This is a genomic window from Colwellia sp., assembly GCF_013214175.1.
Classification (GTDB): Bacteria; Pseudomonadota; Gammaproteobacteria; order Enterobacterales; family Alteromonadaceae; genus Colwellia.
Window position 1 is genome coordinate 210,519 of record NZ_JABSPA010000006.1, and the last position, 14,988, is coordinate 225,506.

Sequence of the window (14,988 nt, forward strand, 5' to 3'; positions counted from 1 at the left end):
AGCCCTGATGTTCAGGTATTAACTTTACTTACACTTTTTAAACAATAAATTTGCTCGGCTAAGCGCAAGTAATATTTACAAAGTGGTAACATAGAGTTACTTTTTGTAAATTTACTTTGTGTTCTGCTATGGCCTTTAAAAAAAATAATACCAAACGAATATATAGTCACGGCTTTAGTTGGCTAGTTGCCATTTTATTATTGATGTTTAGTTTCATAAGTTATGGACAAGAAACTAGTGATAACTTGGAGCACAGTGATAGCTTAGAACTGAGTGCAGAGCAAGAATATGACGCCAACAAACCAATACTCAAAGATGAGTTTGAATGGCAATTTGCACTTGATTTCTCTTTAGTTTATGACCCGGTAATTATTGCTGGCATCGAGCAAGATGAATTATTACATTACTTTATGCCAGGGTTGTTGTTTGACATATCTTACAAAGGATTTTTTTTACAAACCAATCAAAGACGCTCCAATGCGTTACTTGGCGGTACAGAATTTGGTTATCAACTAGTAGTTGAAAAAAATTGGCAACTTGATGTTATTGCCAAAGCTTATATGCAAGGTTATGACCCGGCATCAGAAATAGAATATAGCAGTGGTGATGAAAAGTTATTAGCTGGATTAAGAGAGCGTAATGCGACACTAGGTATAGCCTTGCGCTACTCTCAATACTTTGAAAATTCTTTATTTACCTTGGACCTTGCAGCTACTACTTCAGGAGATGATGAGTTTGATAAAAGTGTAAGAGGCGTAATTATTGATAGCTTTTACAGCTATTTATTACCCTACCGAAATTGGGATATTTATTTTGGCGCTGGCTTAACTTACTTTAGCCAAGATATTGTTGATTATTATATTGGCGTTGGCAGTGATGAAGTAAGCGAAACTAGACCCGAATATACAGCTAAAGGCGGCTTTAGAGGCCAAGTTGAATTTTATGCGCAACACCCTTTATCGGCAAGTTGGTCTTTTAATGCCGGCATAACCCATAGCCTTTATTCCAGTAATGTAAAAGCAAGCCCCTTGGTTGATACTAACCAGGTAACCCAAGTGATGCTTGGAGTGCTGTATGTATTTTAATGTTGGCAAAGGAATTGCCATGTCACAGGTAAAAGTACAGTTCAAAGTACGGTTAAGAGTACAGCTAAAAGTAAAATTCATAGCACAGTTAAAAGCACCGTTATTATTACTCTGCAGCTTACTCCTAGCTGTGCAAGTAAATGCTAATGAGGTCAAAACGGTTAATAGTCCCGAAGTAACATTTACTGCCCTGCCCGAACAATGTGTCACCTTAAGGCAAGGCCGAGATTGTTTTGCTACGGTAGAATTGCAATGGCAGTCATCTGACAAGCAAAGTTTTTGCTTGTATCAAGAAGGTAAGAATAAGCAGCTAGGTTGTTGGCAAAACAATAACAAGGTGCAAATAAAAATTGAGTTTGAATCTAACAAGAGCATTAACTATCAGCTACGTACTGTAAGTGATAATAAAGTCATCGCCGAGACGAAAGTCGAAGTTAGCTGGCAACATAAAAACACCACCCGTAAACGTCGCTGGCGACTGTTTTAATAAAGGCAAATGGTGTAGCTAGATACATTGGTAGGAAAAATTAAATGCACAATATTTTATTGGTAGAAGATGATATTAGCCTTGCTGATTGGGTCTGTGAATATTTAAGCGAACAAGGCTTTAATGTTACCCATGTTGCCCGTGGCGACTTAGTGATGGATGTTATCAAAAAAAATAGCACTGATATCGTTTTACTCGATGTCATGTTACCTGGCTTAAATGGCATAGAAGTTTGCCGCCTTATTCGCCAGAATAAACAAAGCCAAGCAACTCCAATCATTATGCTAACCGCCCGTGCTGATGAATTTGATGAAGTAATTGGCTTAGAAGCCGGTGCTGATGATTATGTTATCAAGCCAGTTCGTCCGCGCGCCTTATTAGCGCGAATTAACCGTCAATTAAGTCAAAGTAATAAAGCAGCAAGTAACCTCAATAGCGAGCTTGTTTTTGGTGATCTCACCATAAACCAAGAAGCAAAACGTGTCGTTTATCAAGGTAAAGAAGTCGATTTATCAACCAGTCTATTTGCCTTTCTTACCTATTTAGCTCAGCATGCTGGTAGTGTTGTTGATAGAGACTCGGTTTTTAAAGCACTGAAAAAACGTGAATATGATGGCCAAGATAGACGTTTTGACGTGATGTTATCAACCTTACGAAAACTATTTAATGACGATCCACAAAAGCCACAAAAGTTTAAAACTATTTGGGGCAAGGGCTATTTATTTGTTAGTGATGCTTGGCAAGAAAAACCAAGCTTGGGTAGTGACGAATAACCATGCGTGGCCTCTATATTAGTATCATTTTTACCGTGTTAGGCTCGTTATTCTTTATTGGTTGGGGTCTCGATGAGCTAGTAGAATATACCACTGAAGACAAAATCACCGAAACGCAAACTACCATAGTCTACCGACAGCTTCTCAACGGTCTTGCCAGCGATCTTAGCGCTATTAACGGTAGCCAGTTAAACGCACGAGTTAAACAATTCCAACAGCATTACCAAATAAAAGCCCGCTTAGCGTCGAGTAAAAAAATAGCCCTGCCTAGCTCCCTGATTGCACAATTAACCCAATCAGGAGGTTTACTACTTGCCTCAAGCAGCAATCAATACTTATTAAAAAGCATTAGCAATCATCCTGAGTTCCTCTTACGCCTTGAGCTACCCGTAGCAGCAGCAGATAACGAAAACATTAATTTTCTTTTAACCTTAATACTCTACGTGAGCATATGTGGCATATTGATTTTATGGTTAATTCCCTTAACAAGACGGTTATACCTACTTAATAATGCTGCCGCTAAAATTGGCTCAGGACAGCTTGATGTGCGTATCGCCAGCAGCCGCTTATCCTATATAAAAGTGTTAGAGCAAAGTTTTAATACCATGGCCAGTAAAATTGAAAAACTTGTCGCTGATAATAAGATTCTCGCCCGCAGTTTATCTCATGATATTCGCACACCAATGGCTTGTTTACGCTTTGGCATAGAAGCGGCCTTAGACAGTAAATCAGTTGAAAAGAAAAATAACTACCTATCCCGTATGGATAATGAATTAACTAATATGGAGGAAATGACCAGTGCCTTTCTTGACTATGCCTCGATGGAGCGCCAAGGGTTAAATTTAAAAAAGCAGCAAACTAATGTTTATGCCTTACTTACCTCTGCTATTAATGATTGCCAAGTATTAGCGGAACAAAGAAAGATTACTGTCGGTTTAACTGGCGATGAAAGCTTAGATTACCTATTAGATTATCACTGGAGCTATCGCGCCTTAGTGAACCTTATTAGCAACGCTATAGGCTACGCCAATACCCAAGTATTACTGACCATTGACAATACTAATCAGCACCTGACCATTACCGTGGAAGATGATGGCAAGGGTATTGCCGATGATAAACTCGCCATCATATTTACTCCCTTTGTCAAACTTGATGCCGATAGATCAAGAGAGCAAGGTCACTTTGGTCTAGGCTTGGCCATCTGCAGTAAAGTGATGGATTGGCATCAAGGCAGTATTAATGCCAGCAATAGCAAGCAACTATCCGGTGCATGCTTTACTTTAACCTTTCCCAAATAAAATGCTAAAACACTAAAACCAAGTTAAAATAATGACAAAAAACAGATGAGAATTAGGGTTTTCATCATACTTTACTATGCTTTGTAGATAGCGATTAATCAGCAAAGATAGACAAAAGTTATGCATAATAATTCTACCGATAAATCTGGTTTTCAGTTCACCATAAAGAAAAAACTCATCCTTAATGCCTTCATTAACATTACCTTAATGTTAATGATTGGCCTCTATGCTTTAAATCAAATGAAGTTGATTGGCGAAGAGGTTGAAGAGATTGCTGAAATTGATATGCCGTTAATACGTAGCATAACCAGTATAGAAGCCCATCAACTTGAACAAGCGCTATATTTAGAGCGTTTATTACGCTTAGGTACACAAACATTTCAATCAGCGTTGACCGTACAAGAGTACGCCATGGCAAAAGCAAAGTTTCTCAGCTACGGTGAGCAAGTTAAACAAGAATTGGTTCTGGTAGAGTCTAAGGTAAATGATGACATAGAGATCACGCCTTACGAGACAGACAGACAAGAATTTCAATACGTATTAAAACAAATCATAAATATCAGCACTGAGCACAAAAGTTACCAAAAACATGCCATGAAAATCATTGGCCTACTCAATGCAAAACTTAAAGGTCTAGCATTCAAGGGCTCAGTTCCCCAAGCCAATGCTACTACCACCTCAACTGAGCAGCACTTCACCGAGAATATAACTCAGCTTCAACAAGGTAGCTTGCTGGCGGAGCTGGCGGAGCTGGAACAGCTTATCCACGACATTGAATTAGAAGAAGATGAGATAGACCACGAGCTTGAGCAGTTACTACAACAAATCGAAGATTTTACCCAAGAATCACTTTCCGCTGCCGAAGCACACGAAAAGTCAGCTATTGAACAGATTATTTTATTGATCATTATTGGCACTATTCTAGCTACATTAGGATCCTTTATTATTGCTCGGCTTATCAGTTTGCCTATTACCCGATTAAAAGAACTCGCCAAGCAAGTAGCAACCGGGGATTTGAGCCAACAAGTAACACAAATCAGCAATGATGAACTCGGCGAGTTATCAGTCTCAATTAATAGCACCATACAATCCATTGCCGAAGCGGCTCAACAGGCAGAAGCTATCGCATCAGGGGATTTTAGCCAGGAAATTCACCCTAAAAGTGCGCAAGACAAGCTAGGCCATGCTTTACATAATATGAAAGCGCAAATTATTGAACAAAATGCTAGCTTGGCGGAAAAGATCGCCCTTAATGAGGGCATAGTTAATACCAGTTTGGATGCTATTTTAACCATAGATGAGCTAGGTACTATCCTTTCTTGCAATACTTCGACTATGCGTTTATTTCATTATCGTCGAGAAGAAATCATAGGGCAAAATATTAAAATGTTAATGCCCATGCCATATACGGCCGAGCATGATAGTTATCTAAGTAACTATAAAACGAGCGGTATAAAAAAAGTGATTGGTAGTGGCCGAGAGGTTAAAGCACTGAAAAAAGATGGCGCTATATTCCCTATTGCGCTGTCTGTTGGCGAAGTCACCAAACAAGATGCTCAAAAAAAGGTTTTCACTGGCTTTATTAGAGATATCTCCCAAGAGAAAATATTTGAAGCCGACTTACAGAAAAATAACGACCAGCTATCTAAACAAAATGAGCGCCAGCATCAATTAGCTGAAATTAACGAACTGACTCTGGGCATCACAGATCTGAGCAAATTGAGTGATGACATCATCACCAGTTTAGCCAACGCCTGCCAAGCAGGACATGGCGTGATATATATTAAGGAACAACAAGATAGTAATAGCTTATCGCTAGTTGGCAGTTACGCTTTCCACTCTAGAAAAAATATTGCCGCTACTATCAATATCGGCGAAGGCTTGGTTGGCCAGTGCGCGAAAGAGAGAAAAGTTATTCTACTAACTAAGGTGCCGGGTGATTATATTCAAATAAATTCAGCCTTAGGTGAACAAACGCCACTTAACTTAATACTGTTACCGGTACTTTTTGAAACAAAACTCATGGCGGTTATTGAGCTGGCTTCCTTCCACGCTTTTACCGAGGAACAACAGCTAACATTAACGCAAGTCGCTCAAAGTCTCGGCATAGTCATTAACAACCTATTCAATCAGCAGAGAACCAAACAACTATTACACGAAACCCAGCTACAGGCTGAGGAATTACAAACCCAACAAGAAGAATTAAAAAGTGCCAATGAAAACTTAGTTGAACAAACCCAGCAATTAAAAGCTTCAGAAGAGGAGTTAAGGCAACAAAGTGAGGAACTGCAAGTATCTAATGAAGAGTTAGGTCAAAGACAAAAAGATTTACAAGCGCAAAGAGATAAGATTGCGGCCTCAGAGCAAGAGTTGGTGATAAAAGCCAAAGAGCTGACTATAGCTAGTAAATACAAGTCAGAGTTTTTAGCCAATATGAGTCATGAATTAAGAACACCACTTAATAGCTTATTACTCTTGGCTAAGGGCTTAGCTGACAATGCCAGTGGTCACTTAGATGAAACGGAAGTTGAAGATGCCCATATTATCTATGATGGTGGCCAAAGCCTGCTGCACCTGATTAACGATATTCTCGACTTATCAAAAGTAGAAGCGGGAAAATTGAATATTCATCTGGAAAAAGTACAACTTAGTCAAATCAAAGAAAAGTTATTGCAACTCTTTAACCCACTGGCAAAAGAGAGAAACATTCAACTGTCCGCTAACATAGACAAAAATGTACCTGCGAACATAGTCACAGACAGTCAACGCCTTGAGCAAATTTTACGAAACTTACTTTCTAATGCGGTTAAATTTACCGAAATGGGTGAAGTAAAAATAAGCTTTACCCTGCCAGCTGAAAACACTCACTTTAGACACCCGCACTTAAACGTAACAAAAAGCTTGGCTATAGCAATTACTGATACTGGCGTAGGTATTGCGGAAGATAAACTACAAGCCATTTTTGAAGCCTTTCAACAAGAAGATGGCTCAACTAGCCGAAAATATGGCGGTACCGGTTTAGGTTTAACCATAGCGAGAGAATTAAGCCATTTACTGGGCGGGGAAATACAACTGACCAGCACAAGATATAAAGGCAGTACCTTTACGCTATTTTTACCACTATCCTCGGATGAGGTCGCTAGCTCAGCCAGTAAAAGTGAAAGCGAGGCAATAGCCAGCCTCGAGAGTAAAAATAGCGCAGCAAGCACATTACCTCAGCAAGCAGTTGCTAACGCCCCTGCAGCTCACCAAGCTAATACCTCTGAATTAGCGAGTATTGATAGAGAAATAGATTTAGAGCTAAATATTTTTATTGATGACGATAGATTCAATATTATCGCTGGCGATAAAACGCTGCTAGTTATTGATGATGACAAGATCTTTGCGAAAATACTACGTGATTACGCCAGAAAAAGTGGCTACAAATGCCTAGTCGCGGGTGATGGGCGTTCGGGTATCTATTTAGCACAACATCATCAGCCCAATGGTATTATTCTTGATCTTATGCTACCCGATATTGATGGCCACCAAGTATTAGAGCAATTAAAATCCAGCTTAAAAACCCAACATATTCCAGTCGAAATTATATCAGCTCATAGTGAAAATCGCAGTGAAGCACTAGCAGGAGGCGCTATTGGTTTGCAAACCAAACCCGTTAGCAGTGAACAGTTGCACCAGGTATTAGTTGAAATTGAAAACTTATCGAAAGCCAAAATTAGCCAAGTATTAATTATTGAAGATAATCCGCACCATAGTAAAGCTACCAAACGATTATTGGAAAATATCGGCTTAAAAACCACTTGTGTTGCTACCGGTGAAGATGGCTATGCCGAAATTTTAACCGGTAAATATGACTGTGTTATTTTAGATTTAGGTTTACCTGATATGACTGGCATCGAGCTATTAAAACAAGTTAATGCTGGCAAGCTAGCAGTATTACCTCCGGTGATTGTCTATACCGGCAAAGAAGTTACTGACCAAGAGCAAGCGGAGCTCGATAAATACTCTTCTACCGTAGTGATAAAAGGCAGTGGTTCTCCTGAGCGCTTACTTGATGATATATCACTATTCTTATTCGACATTGAAGAGAAGTTCGGCAAGATAACGACGGCGAAAGATAAAAAGTCCATGCGACTGTTACATGACGAAGATGCCATTTTGCAAGGACGTAAAATTTTATTAACTGATGATGATATGCGTAATACCTACGCCTTGTCGAAAAAGTTAATTGATATAGGTTGTGATGTTGAAATGGCCAACAACGGTAAAGAAGCTGTGGAGATCCTCAGAGAGCAAAACGATTTTGAACTTGTTTTAATGGATACTATGATGCCAATAATGGATGGCAATGAAGCTACCCAAATTATCCGCACCATGAACAATTATAAAAAAATTCCTATCATAGCGCTAACTGCGAAAACGATGCCTGAAGATAGGGAGTTAGCATTAAAATCTGGTGCATCTGAGTATTTAACTAAACCAATAGATTTTGACAAATTGGTTTCCATTTTGCGAATTTGGTTATTTAAAAAAGACTGATAGCCGATTTTACTTTACCGACTTTGACTCGATAATAAGGAACAGCTCTTGACGCCAACCCCTCAAGTAAAGCCCCAAGTTTATAGCCTCCGTCCTGATGAAGACGAGGTCATGGCACTAGAGATTAAGCTGCTGCTACAAGCAATAGAGTTTCGTTATGACTATGACTTTAGTCATTATGCACAAGCTTCACTCATTCGCCGTATAAACAACTGCCTTAAAAAGTCGCAACTAAACAACATTGCCGAAATGATCCCAAAAGTATTACACCAGCCAGAGTTTTTTGAACTATTCCTTAAGGAGATGTCCGTAACAGTGACCGAAATGTTTAGGGACCCTAGGGTATTTAAAGAACTCAGAAATAAAGTTTTTACCCAATTAAAAACCTACTCACGGATAAATATTTGGCATGCTGGTTGCGCCACAGGGGAAGAAGTCTATTCATTAGCCATCATGCTAAAAGAGGAAGGTTTACTGCATCGCTGCCAAATATATGCAACAGACTTTAACAATCAATCATTAAAAGTAGCAGAGCAAGGCATTTATAAAGCAGAAAAGATCACCGAGTATACTCATAATTACCAACTGGCTGGCGGCAAAGCCTCTTTCGCTGATTATTATCAAGCTAAACATGGTTATGCCAAAATACATAATGATCTTAAAGAGCATATTACCTTTGCCCACCATAACCTGATAAAAGACCAATGTTTTGCTCAAATGCATTTAATCATTTGTCGTAACGTACTTATCTATTTTGATAAAAAGCTACAGAACAATGTCTTATCACTATTTAATCAAAGTCTATTGCATCGCGGCTATCTATTATTAGGAGATAAAGAATCGCTCGAATTTAGCAACCAAAAAAACAACTTTGAAACTATTGCTAAAGATCAGCGTATTTATCAAAAAATCAGCTATGAATAATTATCTAAAAGCAGTTCATTTATAATGCCCGTTAAGAGCAGCTCTTCTTATCAAGCTTTAGTGATCGGAGTATCTGCTGGTGGCCTGAATGCGCTTCATAACATACTGCCTAAACTACCCAAAAGCTTTCCGCTTGCCATTATTGTCCTGCAACATAGAGGAGAAGTAGTCTTTGACGGCGCCAGTCACAATGACTTTCTGATCAGTTATTTTCAAAAAGATTGCGCTATGTCTGTTACCGAAGCCATGATAGGCGCAGAAATAAAGCAGGGGAATATTTACATTGCGCCAGCAAAATACCACTTACTTATTGAAAAAACTAAAGTGTTTTCTTTGAGTCTTGAACCTCCCGTCAACTTTGCGCTACCCTCAATTGACGTGCTCTTTGACAGTGCTAGTGCTTGCTACAAAAATCAATTAATTGGTCTTATACTTACAGGTGCAAGCAGTGATGGCAGCATCGGGCTTAAGACGATTAAAGACCGTGCTGGCCTAACACTGGTACAAGAGCCAAAAACAGCCGAAGTAGATTTCATGCCAAAATCAGCCATTAGCTTAAATGCGGTTGATCATATATTACCCTTAGATGATATTGCCGAATTTTTGTGCCAACTCATCCAAGGAGACAAGGAATAACATGGGCTTAGATACATTGCCAAAAATACTCATTGTCGATGATGAACCGAACAATTTACGCGTTTATGAGCGAACCTTGGCTTCGCTAAATGTTGATATTGTTAAAGCTCTTTCTGGACAACAGGCACTTGCTGTTGCCCATAAACATGACTTTGCCCTGATATTGATGGATGTACAAATGCCTTGTATGGATGGCTTCGAAACGGCCTCCTTAATATTGGAGCACCCAAAAACCAGCCACATTCCTGTTATATTTATCACCGCATTTGCCCGTGACGAAATGTTTGAGTTTAAAGGTTATGCCAGCGGCGCAGTAGATTACTTAATAAAACCGATCAATGAAGATGTCGTCCGCAGCAAGGTAGCGGTATTTTTGGAATTACATAAAGAAAAACAGCGATTAGACCATGCTTGTAAAGTACGCGCGAAAGCCGAAGCAGAGCTGAGAGTACATAAAGAACACTTGGAAGAGCTAGTGAAAGAGCGTACCCAAGAGTTACAAGATTCGATTGAAAGTTTAATGGCAACACAGAATCAGTTGGTCGAGTCTGAAAAGATGGCTTCTTTGGGGCGTTTAGTGGCAGGTGTCGCCCACGAACTTAACACCCCAATCGGTATTAGCATTACCGGTGCTTCTTTTTTACAAGAAAAACTGCAACAGCTAAAAAGTAATTTTGAGCGAGGTGAAATTCGTCGAAGAGATCTAGCAGACTTTGTTGAATGTGCACCACAATCTATTGATATTATTTTAACTAATTTAGATAGAGCCGCTGAACAAATTACCAACTTTAAGTTGGTTGCCGTTGATCAAACCAGTGAAAGAAAACGTAATATCAACTTGGTCAGTTATATTAAAAAGGTTATTAATAGCCTATCACCGGCAATTAATAATGCTCATCACTCTGTGGAGATAAGCGGTGATGAAGCGATTGAATTACACACCATTCCGGGCGGTATCTCACAAATTATTACTAACCTGATAATGAATTCAATTGTCCATGCTTATCAAGAGGGTGAACAAGGTAAAATCAAAATAACCATCAAAGAAAATAACAGCAATGTTTTACTAACTTATGCTGATGATGGTCTGGGCATGGAAGAATCCGTTAGTCAGATGATTTTCGAACCCTTCTTTACCACTCAGCGTGGCTCTGGCAATAGTGGCTTAGGTATGTACATTGTTTATAACCTTGTTAATCAAAGCTTAGCAGGGAAAATCACCTGCAAAAGTGAACCTGAACAAGGTACTGAATTTATTTTGAAATTCCCTATCCACCACAAAGACGCTGAATAGTTAATAGCTTTCAACCGCTCATTCCCTACTAACACTCCTTACTATTGACTGACGTTGTCAATATATCTCGCCAGTTCAGCCATGCTTGCTTTGTAATGATTAGTAACCCCTTGCTACATCGACAAATAAATCGTATAAAATCAAACAATCATCATTTTAATCACCGTAATCTTATACGGTAATTCATAAATTAAGTCAGAGACAAGTCTATGAGCCAAGATCGCCGTCAATTTTTAAAATCCTTTGCTGCTATAACTGCCGCAGGTGTCGCTACTAGTGTAACTACAGCTTGTACAACAATGCCGAATGGCCCAATAATTACCCCCTCAGCACAAGGTAAATCAGTGATGGGCTTAGTGGTTCCGAAAATGGATGTTGTCCGTATCGGTTTTATTGGTGTAGGTGAACGAGGCTCTGGCCATGTTAAACATTATTGCCATATTGATGGCGTTGAAATAAAGGCCATTTGCGACACCAATGAACGCGTGTTAAATGAGTCTATTGCCACTGTGGTAAATAAAGGCTTCGCCAAACCTGATAACTATACCGGCTCAGAGTTAGCTTATAAAAAAATGCTTGAGCGTAATGATATCGATATCGTCATCATTTCTACGCCCTGGCGCTGGCACACTCCAATGTGTGTTGAGACCATGGAAAGTGGTAAACATGCTTTTGTTGAAGTACCTGCAGCGACTACGATAGAGGAATGCTGGCAGCTAGTGGATACTGCTGAACGTACCCAGAAAAATTGCATGATGATGGAAAACGTCTGCTATGGCCGTGATGAACTCATGGTATTAAATATGGTGCGCCAAGGGTTATTCGGCGACTTATTACATGGTGAAGCGGCATACATTCATGAATTACGCTGGCAAATGAAAGAGATTACCGAGAAAACTGGCTCTTGGCGAACCGCCTGGCATGCGAAAACTAATGCAAACTTATACCCTACCCATGGTTTAGGTCCTATTGCTCAATATATGAATATTAACCGAGGTGATCGTTTCGATTATTTAACCTCAACTAGCTCGCCGGCACTGGGAAGACAAGCTTATGCTGCTAAAGAATTTCCAGCAGACCATCAACGAAATCAGTTGAACTATATTGCCGGAGATATGAATACCAGCATAATTAAAACCATCAAGGGCCGGACGATAATGGTGCAACATGACACCACCAGCCCACGCCCTTATTCACGCCATAACTATATTCAAGGCACTAATGGTACCTTTGCCGGTTTCCCAAATAGAATTGCGCTAGAAAATGTCCCGAACAATATTAAAGCCCAGTATCAACAGCAATATGAATTGGCAGTAAAACAATGGCAGAAAAATGATCAACAAGGTCGTAAACCAAGCCCGACAAGTTTCCACCGCTGGGATCATGACATGGCTAAATGGCAAGATAATTACGATCATCCATTGTGGCTACAAATGGGCGCAGAAGCAGAACGCAATGGTGGTCATGGCGGTATGGACTTCTTAATGCTTTGGCGCATGGTTTACTGCTTACGCAATGCTCAGCCATTAGATCAAGATGTCTATGATGCTGCTGCATGGTCTGTTATCACGCCGTTAAGTGCCCAGTCGGTAGCTGACCGTAGTAATTCCAAAGATATCCCTGATTTTACTCGCGGAATTTGGCAACACGCTAAACCACTTAAGGTTGTTAGTTAAATGACTAGTCTTGTTATTTTAGCCGCGGGATTAGGCTCTCGCTTTGGTGGTAATAAACAACTGGCTGAGTTTGGTCCCCAGCAACTAACGCTGATGGAGTACAACTTAATCAATGCCGTTAATGCCGGCTTTAAACGGGTAGTTTTTGTCATCCGCCCAGAGTTAGAGCCACTATTAAGACGACAAGTTATCCCGCGACGGCCAGAAAATATTGAATATGCTTTTGCTGTGCAGAGCTTTGCTGACTTGCCGCCTGCATGTACTCTACCGACACAGCGCAGCAAACCACTTGGCACAGCACATGCGCTTTGGTGTTGTCGTCATCTTATCAAAGAAAGTTTTGCCGTGATTAACGCTGATGACTTCTATGGCAAGCAAGCCTTTAGTTTATTATTACAACAAGCAAATAAAACACCGAAAGATTATTTGATGGTGGCTTATCAATTACGCAATACCTTGTCAGACTTTGGTGGTGTTAATCGAGGTCTATGTCAACTCGATGGACAAAACTATTTAACCGCTATTGAAGAATGTGAACAAATACAATCGGATGGTCAAACTATCAAGGGTATTCTCAGCGAAAATCAGCGAGATATAGAGCTAACGGCAAAGAGTTTAATTTCAATGAACTGCTGGTTTTTCACCCCTGATGTTTTTTTGGCACTAGAGCAAGCACTGACTCGTTTACTCTGTGCAATAGAAGCTAAGCAACTTAGCGTTAATCAAGAATGTTACTTACCCGCTGTAGTAATGGAGCAAATCCAACAAAAAAACCATCAACAAAAAAAGAGAGTAAAAGTACTAAGCACTGACGACAATTGGTTTGGTTTAACTTACTCACAAGACAGCGAACAAGTCGATAAGAAAGTTACTGCACTATTTGGTAAAAAATAGTAAAATCGTGCGCTCATTTGTCACGCCTTTGTTTATCTAAGCTTGATTTAGCTAAGCTTCGTTTGCCAGATATTAAAGTATTAGCAAAACCAGGCTAGTAAGCACTTACTAGAATAATCACATTGCTAACAAAATAGTCACTAAAAAATAAGTATTAAAAGCAATGGATAACAAAGCAAGATCACTGAAAATGGATATAGATACCGTTCTAAACAATTATGATTATGACTTTTCTAAAGTTGAAATAACTTCTTTAGGTAACGGTCATATTAATAATACTTATAAATTGACGACCCCTGATTTTGAATTTGTCTTGCAGCAAATTAATCACGATATATTCCCTAAAACCGTTGAATTAAGCTGTAACGCGCAAAAAATCAACTTGCACTTATTAGCACAAAAAAATAGTGGTAATTATCCGTTAAGGGTACCAAGTCAAGTATTGAGCAAAACAGGTGAAACCTGCATTAAAATAGGTGCTAACTACTGGCGTTTAATGGAGTTTATTAGTGGTTCTTATACCCTCGATGAAGTTGAATCTGTGCAGCAAGCAGCACTTGTTGCAACAGCCTTCGCGCAATTCAGTTGTGCGTTGAGTGACTTTCCTGCAAATGACATCGCTGTCATTATCGAAGACTTCCATGACATTAGTTTTCGTATGAACCAGCTTAAAGAAGCGGTAGAAAATAATCATCAGGATCGTTTAGCGGGCTGCCAAGCTTTAGTAAAATTTTGCTTTGACCAACAAAGCTTTATTGAACATGTGGTCAATATTAGTAAAAAATTACCCCTGCATGTCACCCACAACGACACTAAGATAAACAACTTATTATTTACTACCGGTGACAAACCCTGCGCAGTCATTGACCTTGATACCTGTATGCCTGGCTTATTAATGCATGACTTTGGCGATATGGTCAGAACCTGTTGTAGTAATCTTGCCGAAGACGATACCAGTACAGATAAAATGATTCTCAAGCTTGATATCTTTGAAGCACTTATTCAAAATTATCAAAATGCTTTTGGCGATAAAATGACGGCACTTGAAAAAGAAAGTTTAATTGTTGGTGCCAAATTACTACCCTTTATTATTGGGACACGTTTTTTAACCGATCATTTAAATGGCGATAACTATTTCCAAGTAAGCCGTGAAAACCATAATTTAGACCGTGCTATCAGCCAAGTGCAATTATTTACTCTAGTGTGTGAAGCTGAGCCTGAGTTAGTAAAACTCGCCCAGTAAGTTGCTTAACTCTTTACTTTGCTTGCCCTTTCCCCGCTATCAACAACTGGCAAGCAAAGTAATAAGCAAATCAGTATTCGCCTAACAGTTCAATCCTAATTTACCTGCCATCCCTATTAATTAAGCCCTCTCCAAGGCT

The 14,988-nt window shown here is 39.5% G+C and carries 11 protein-coding genes; all 11 read left to right on the forward strand.

Translation table 11 applies throughout. From position 1 onward, the window contains the following. The first annotated feature begins 128 nt into the window (after positions 1 to 128). Positions 129 to 1,085, forward strand: coding sequence for a MipA/OmpV family protein (locus HRT55_RS15260; RefSeq protein WP_291622653.1), 957 nt, complete (start codon positions 129 to 131; stop codon positions 1,083 to 1,085). Positions 1,086 to 1,104: 19 nt separating this feature from the next. Continuing rightward, complete coding sequence (locus HRT55_RS15265; protein ID WP_291622655.1) at positions 1,105 to 1,572, forward strand: DUF3019 domain-containing protein; 468 nt, start codon at positions 1,105 to 1,107, stop codon at positions 1,570 to 1,572. Positions 1,573 to 1,616: 44 nt separating this feature from the next. Further along, a complete protein-coding gene (locus tag HRT55_RS15270; RefSeq protein WP_291622657.1) occupies positions 1,617 to 2,345 on the forward strand; it encodes a response regulator transcription factor in 729 nt (242 codons plus the stop codon). Between the two features lie 2 nt (positions 2,346 to 2,347). Further along, the gene (locus tag HRT55_RS15275; RefSeq protein ID WP_291622659.1) at positions 2,348 to 3,643 is read left to right on the forward strand and encodes an ATP-binding protein; all 1,296 of its coding nucleotides are present in this window, start codon (positions 2,348 to 2,350) and stop codon (positions 3,641 to 3,643) included. A gap of 120 nt (positions 3,644 to 3,763) precedes the next feature. Beyond that, positions 3,764 to 8,182: a response regulator gene (locus HRT55_RS15280; RefSeq protein ID WP_291622661.1), complete on the forward strand. Its 4,419-nt coding sequence runs from the start codon at positions 3,764 to 3,766 to the stop codon at positions 8,180 to 8,182. 48 nt (positions 8,183 to 8,230) lie between these two features. Continuing rightward, positions 8,231 to 9,106 carry a protein-glutamate O-methyltransferase CheR gene (locus tag HRT55_RS15285; protein WP_291622663.1) on the forward strand — a complete coding sequence of 292 codons (876 nt, stop codon included), beginning with the start codon at positions 8,231 to 8,233 and terminating at the stop codon, positions 9,104 to 9,106. Positions 9,107 to 9,130: 24 nt separating this feature from the next. After that, positions 9,131 to 9,742: a chemotaxis protein CheB gene (locus HRT55_RS15290; RefSeq protein ID WP_291622665.1), complete on the forward strand. Its 612-nt coding sequence runs from the start codon at positions 9,131 to 9,133 to the stop codon at positions 9,740 to 9,742. A gap of 1 nt (position 9,743) precedes the next feature. Continuing rightward, complete coding sequence (locus tag HRT55_RS15295; RefSeq protein ID WP_291622667.1) at positions 9,744 to 11,036, forward strand: hybrid sensor histidine kinase/response regulator; 1,293 nt, start codon at positions 9,744 to 9,746, stop codon at positions 11,034 to 11,036. Between the two features lie 209 nt (positions 11,037 to 11,245). After that, entirely contained in the window at positions 11,246 to 12,712 is a 1,467-nt protein-coding gene (locus tag HRT55_RS15300; RefSeq protein WP_291622669.1) for a Gfo/Idh/MocA family oxidoreductase, read from the forward strand. Further along, positions 12,713 to 13,606 (forward strand): sugar phosphate nucleotidyltransferase, encoded by an 894-nt coding sequence (locus HRT55_RS15305; RefSeq protein WP_291622670.1) that lies wholly within the window; start codon positions 12,713 to 12,715, stop codon positions 13,604 to 13,606. A gap of 163 nt (positions 13,607 to 13,769) precedes the next feature. Beyond that, positions 13,770 to 14,849, forward strand: coding sequence for a phosphotransferase enzyme family protein (locus tag HRT55_RS15310; RefSeq protein WP_291622671.1), 1,080 nt, complete (start codon positions 13,770 to 13,772; stop codon positions 14,847 to 14,849). Positions 14,850 to 14,988: the final 139 nt, after the last annotated feature.

What these genes read in the sequence shown, in the direction of transcription:
- HRT55_RS15260 (WP_291622653.1), top strand. Translation starts at nt 129, where the DNA reads ATGGCCTTTAAAAAAAATAATACCAAACGAATATATAGTCACGGCTTT.
- HRT55_RS15265 (WP_291622655.1), top strand. Translation starts at nt 1,105, where the DNA reads ATGTCACAGGTAAAAGTACAGTTCAAAGTACGGTTAAGAGTACAGCTA.
- HRT55_RS15270 (WP_291622657.1), top strand. Translation starts at nt 1,617, where the DNA reads ATGCACAATATTTTATTGGTAGAAGATGATATTAGCCTTGCTGATTGG.
- HRT55_RS15275 (WP_291622659.1), top strand. Translation starts at nt 2,348, where the DNA reads ATGCGTGGCCTCTATATTAGTATCATTTTTACCGTGTTAGGCTCGTTA.
- HRT55_RS15280 (WP_291622661.1), top strand. Translation starts at nt 3,764, where the DNA reads ATGCATAATAATTCTACCGATAAATCTGGTTTTCAGTTCACCATAAAG.
- HRT55_RS15290 (WP_291622665.1), top strand. Translation starts at nt 9,131, where the DNA reads ATGCCCGTTAAGAGCAGCTCTTCTTATCAAGCTTTAGTGATCGGAGTA.
- HRT55_RS15295 (WP_291622667.1), top strand. Translation starts at nt 9,744, where the DNA reads ATGGGCTTAGATACATTGCCAAAAATACTCATTGTCGATGATGAACCG.
- HRT55_RS15300 (WP_291622669.1), top strand. Translation starts at nt 11,246, where the DNA reads ATGAGCCAAGATCGCCGTCAATTTTTAAAATCCTTTGCTGCTATAACT.
- HRT55_RS15305 (WP_291622670.1), top strand. Translation starts at nt 12,713, where the DNA reads ATGACTAGTCTTGTTATTTTAGCCGCGGGATTAGGCTCTCGCTTTGGT.
- HRT55_RS15310 (WP_291622671.1), top strand. Translation starts at nt 13,770, where the DNA reads ATGGATAACAAAGCAAGATCACTGAAAATGGATATAGATACCGTTCTA.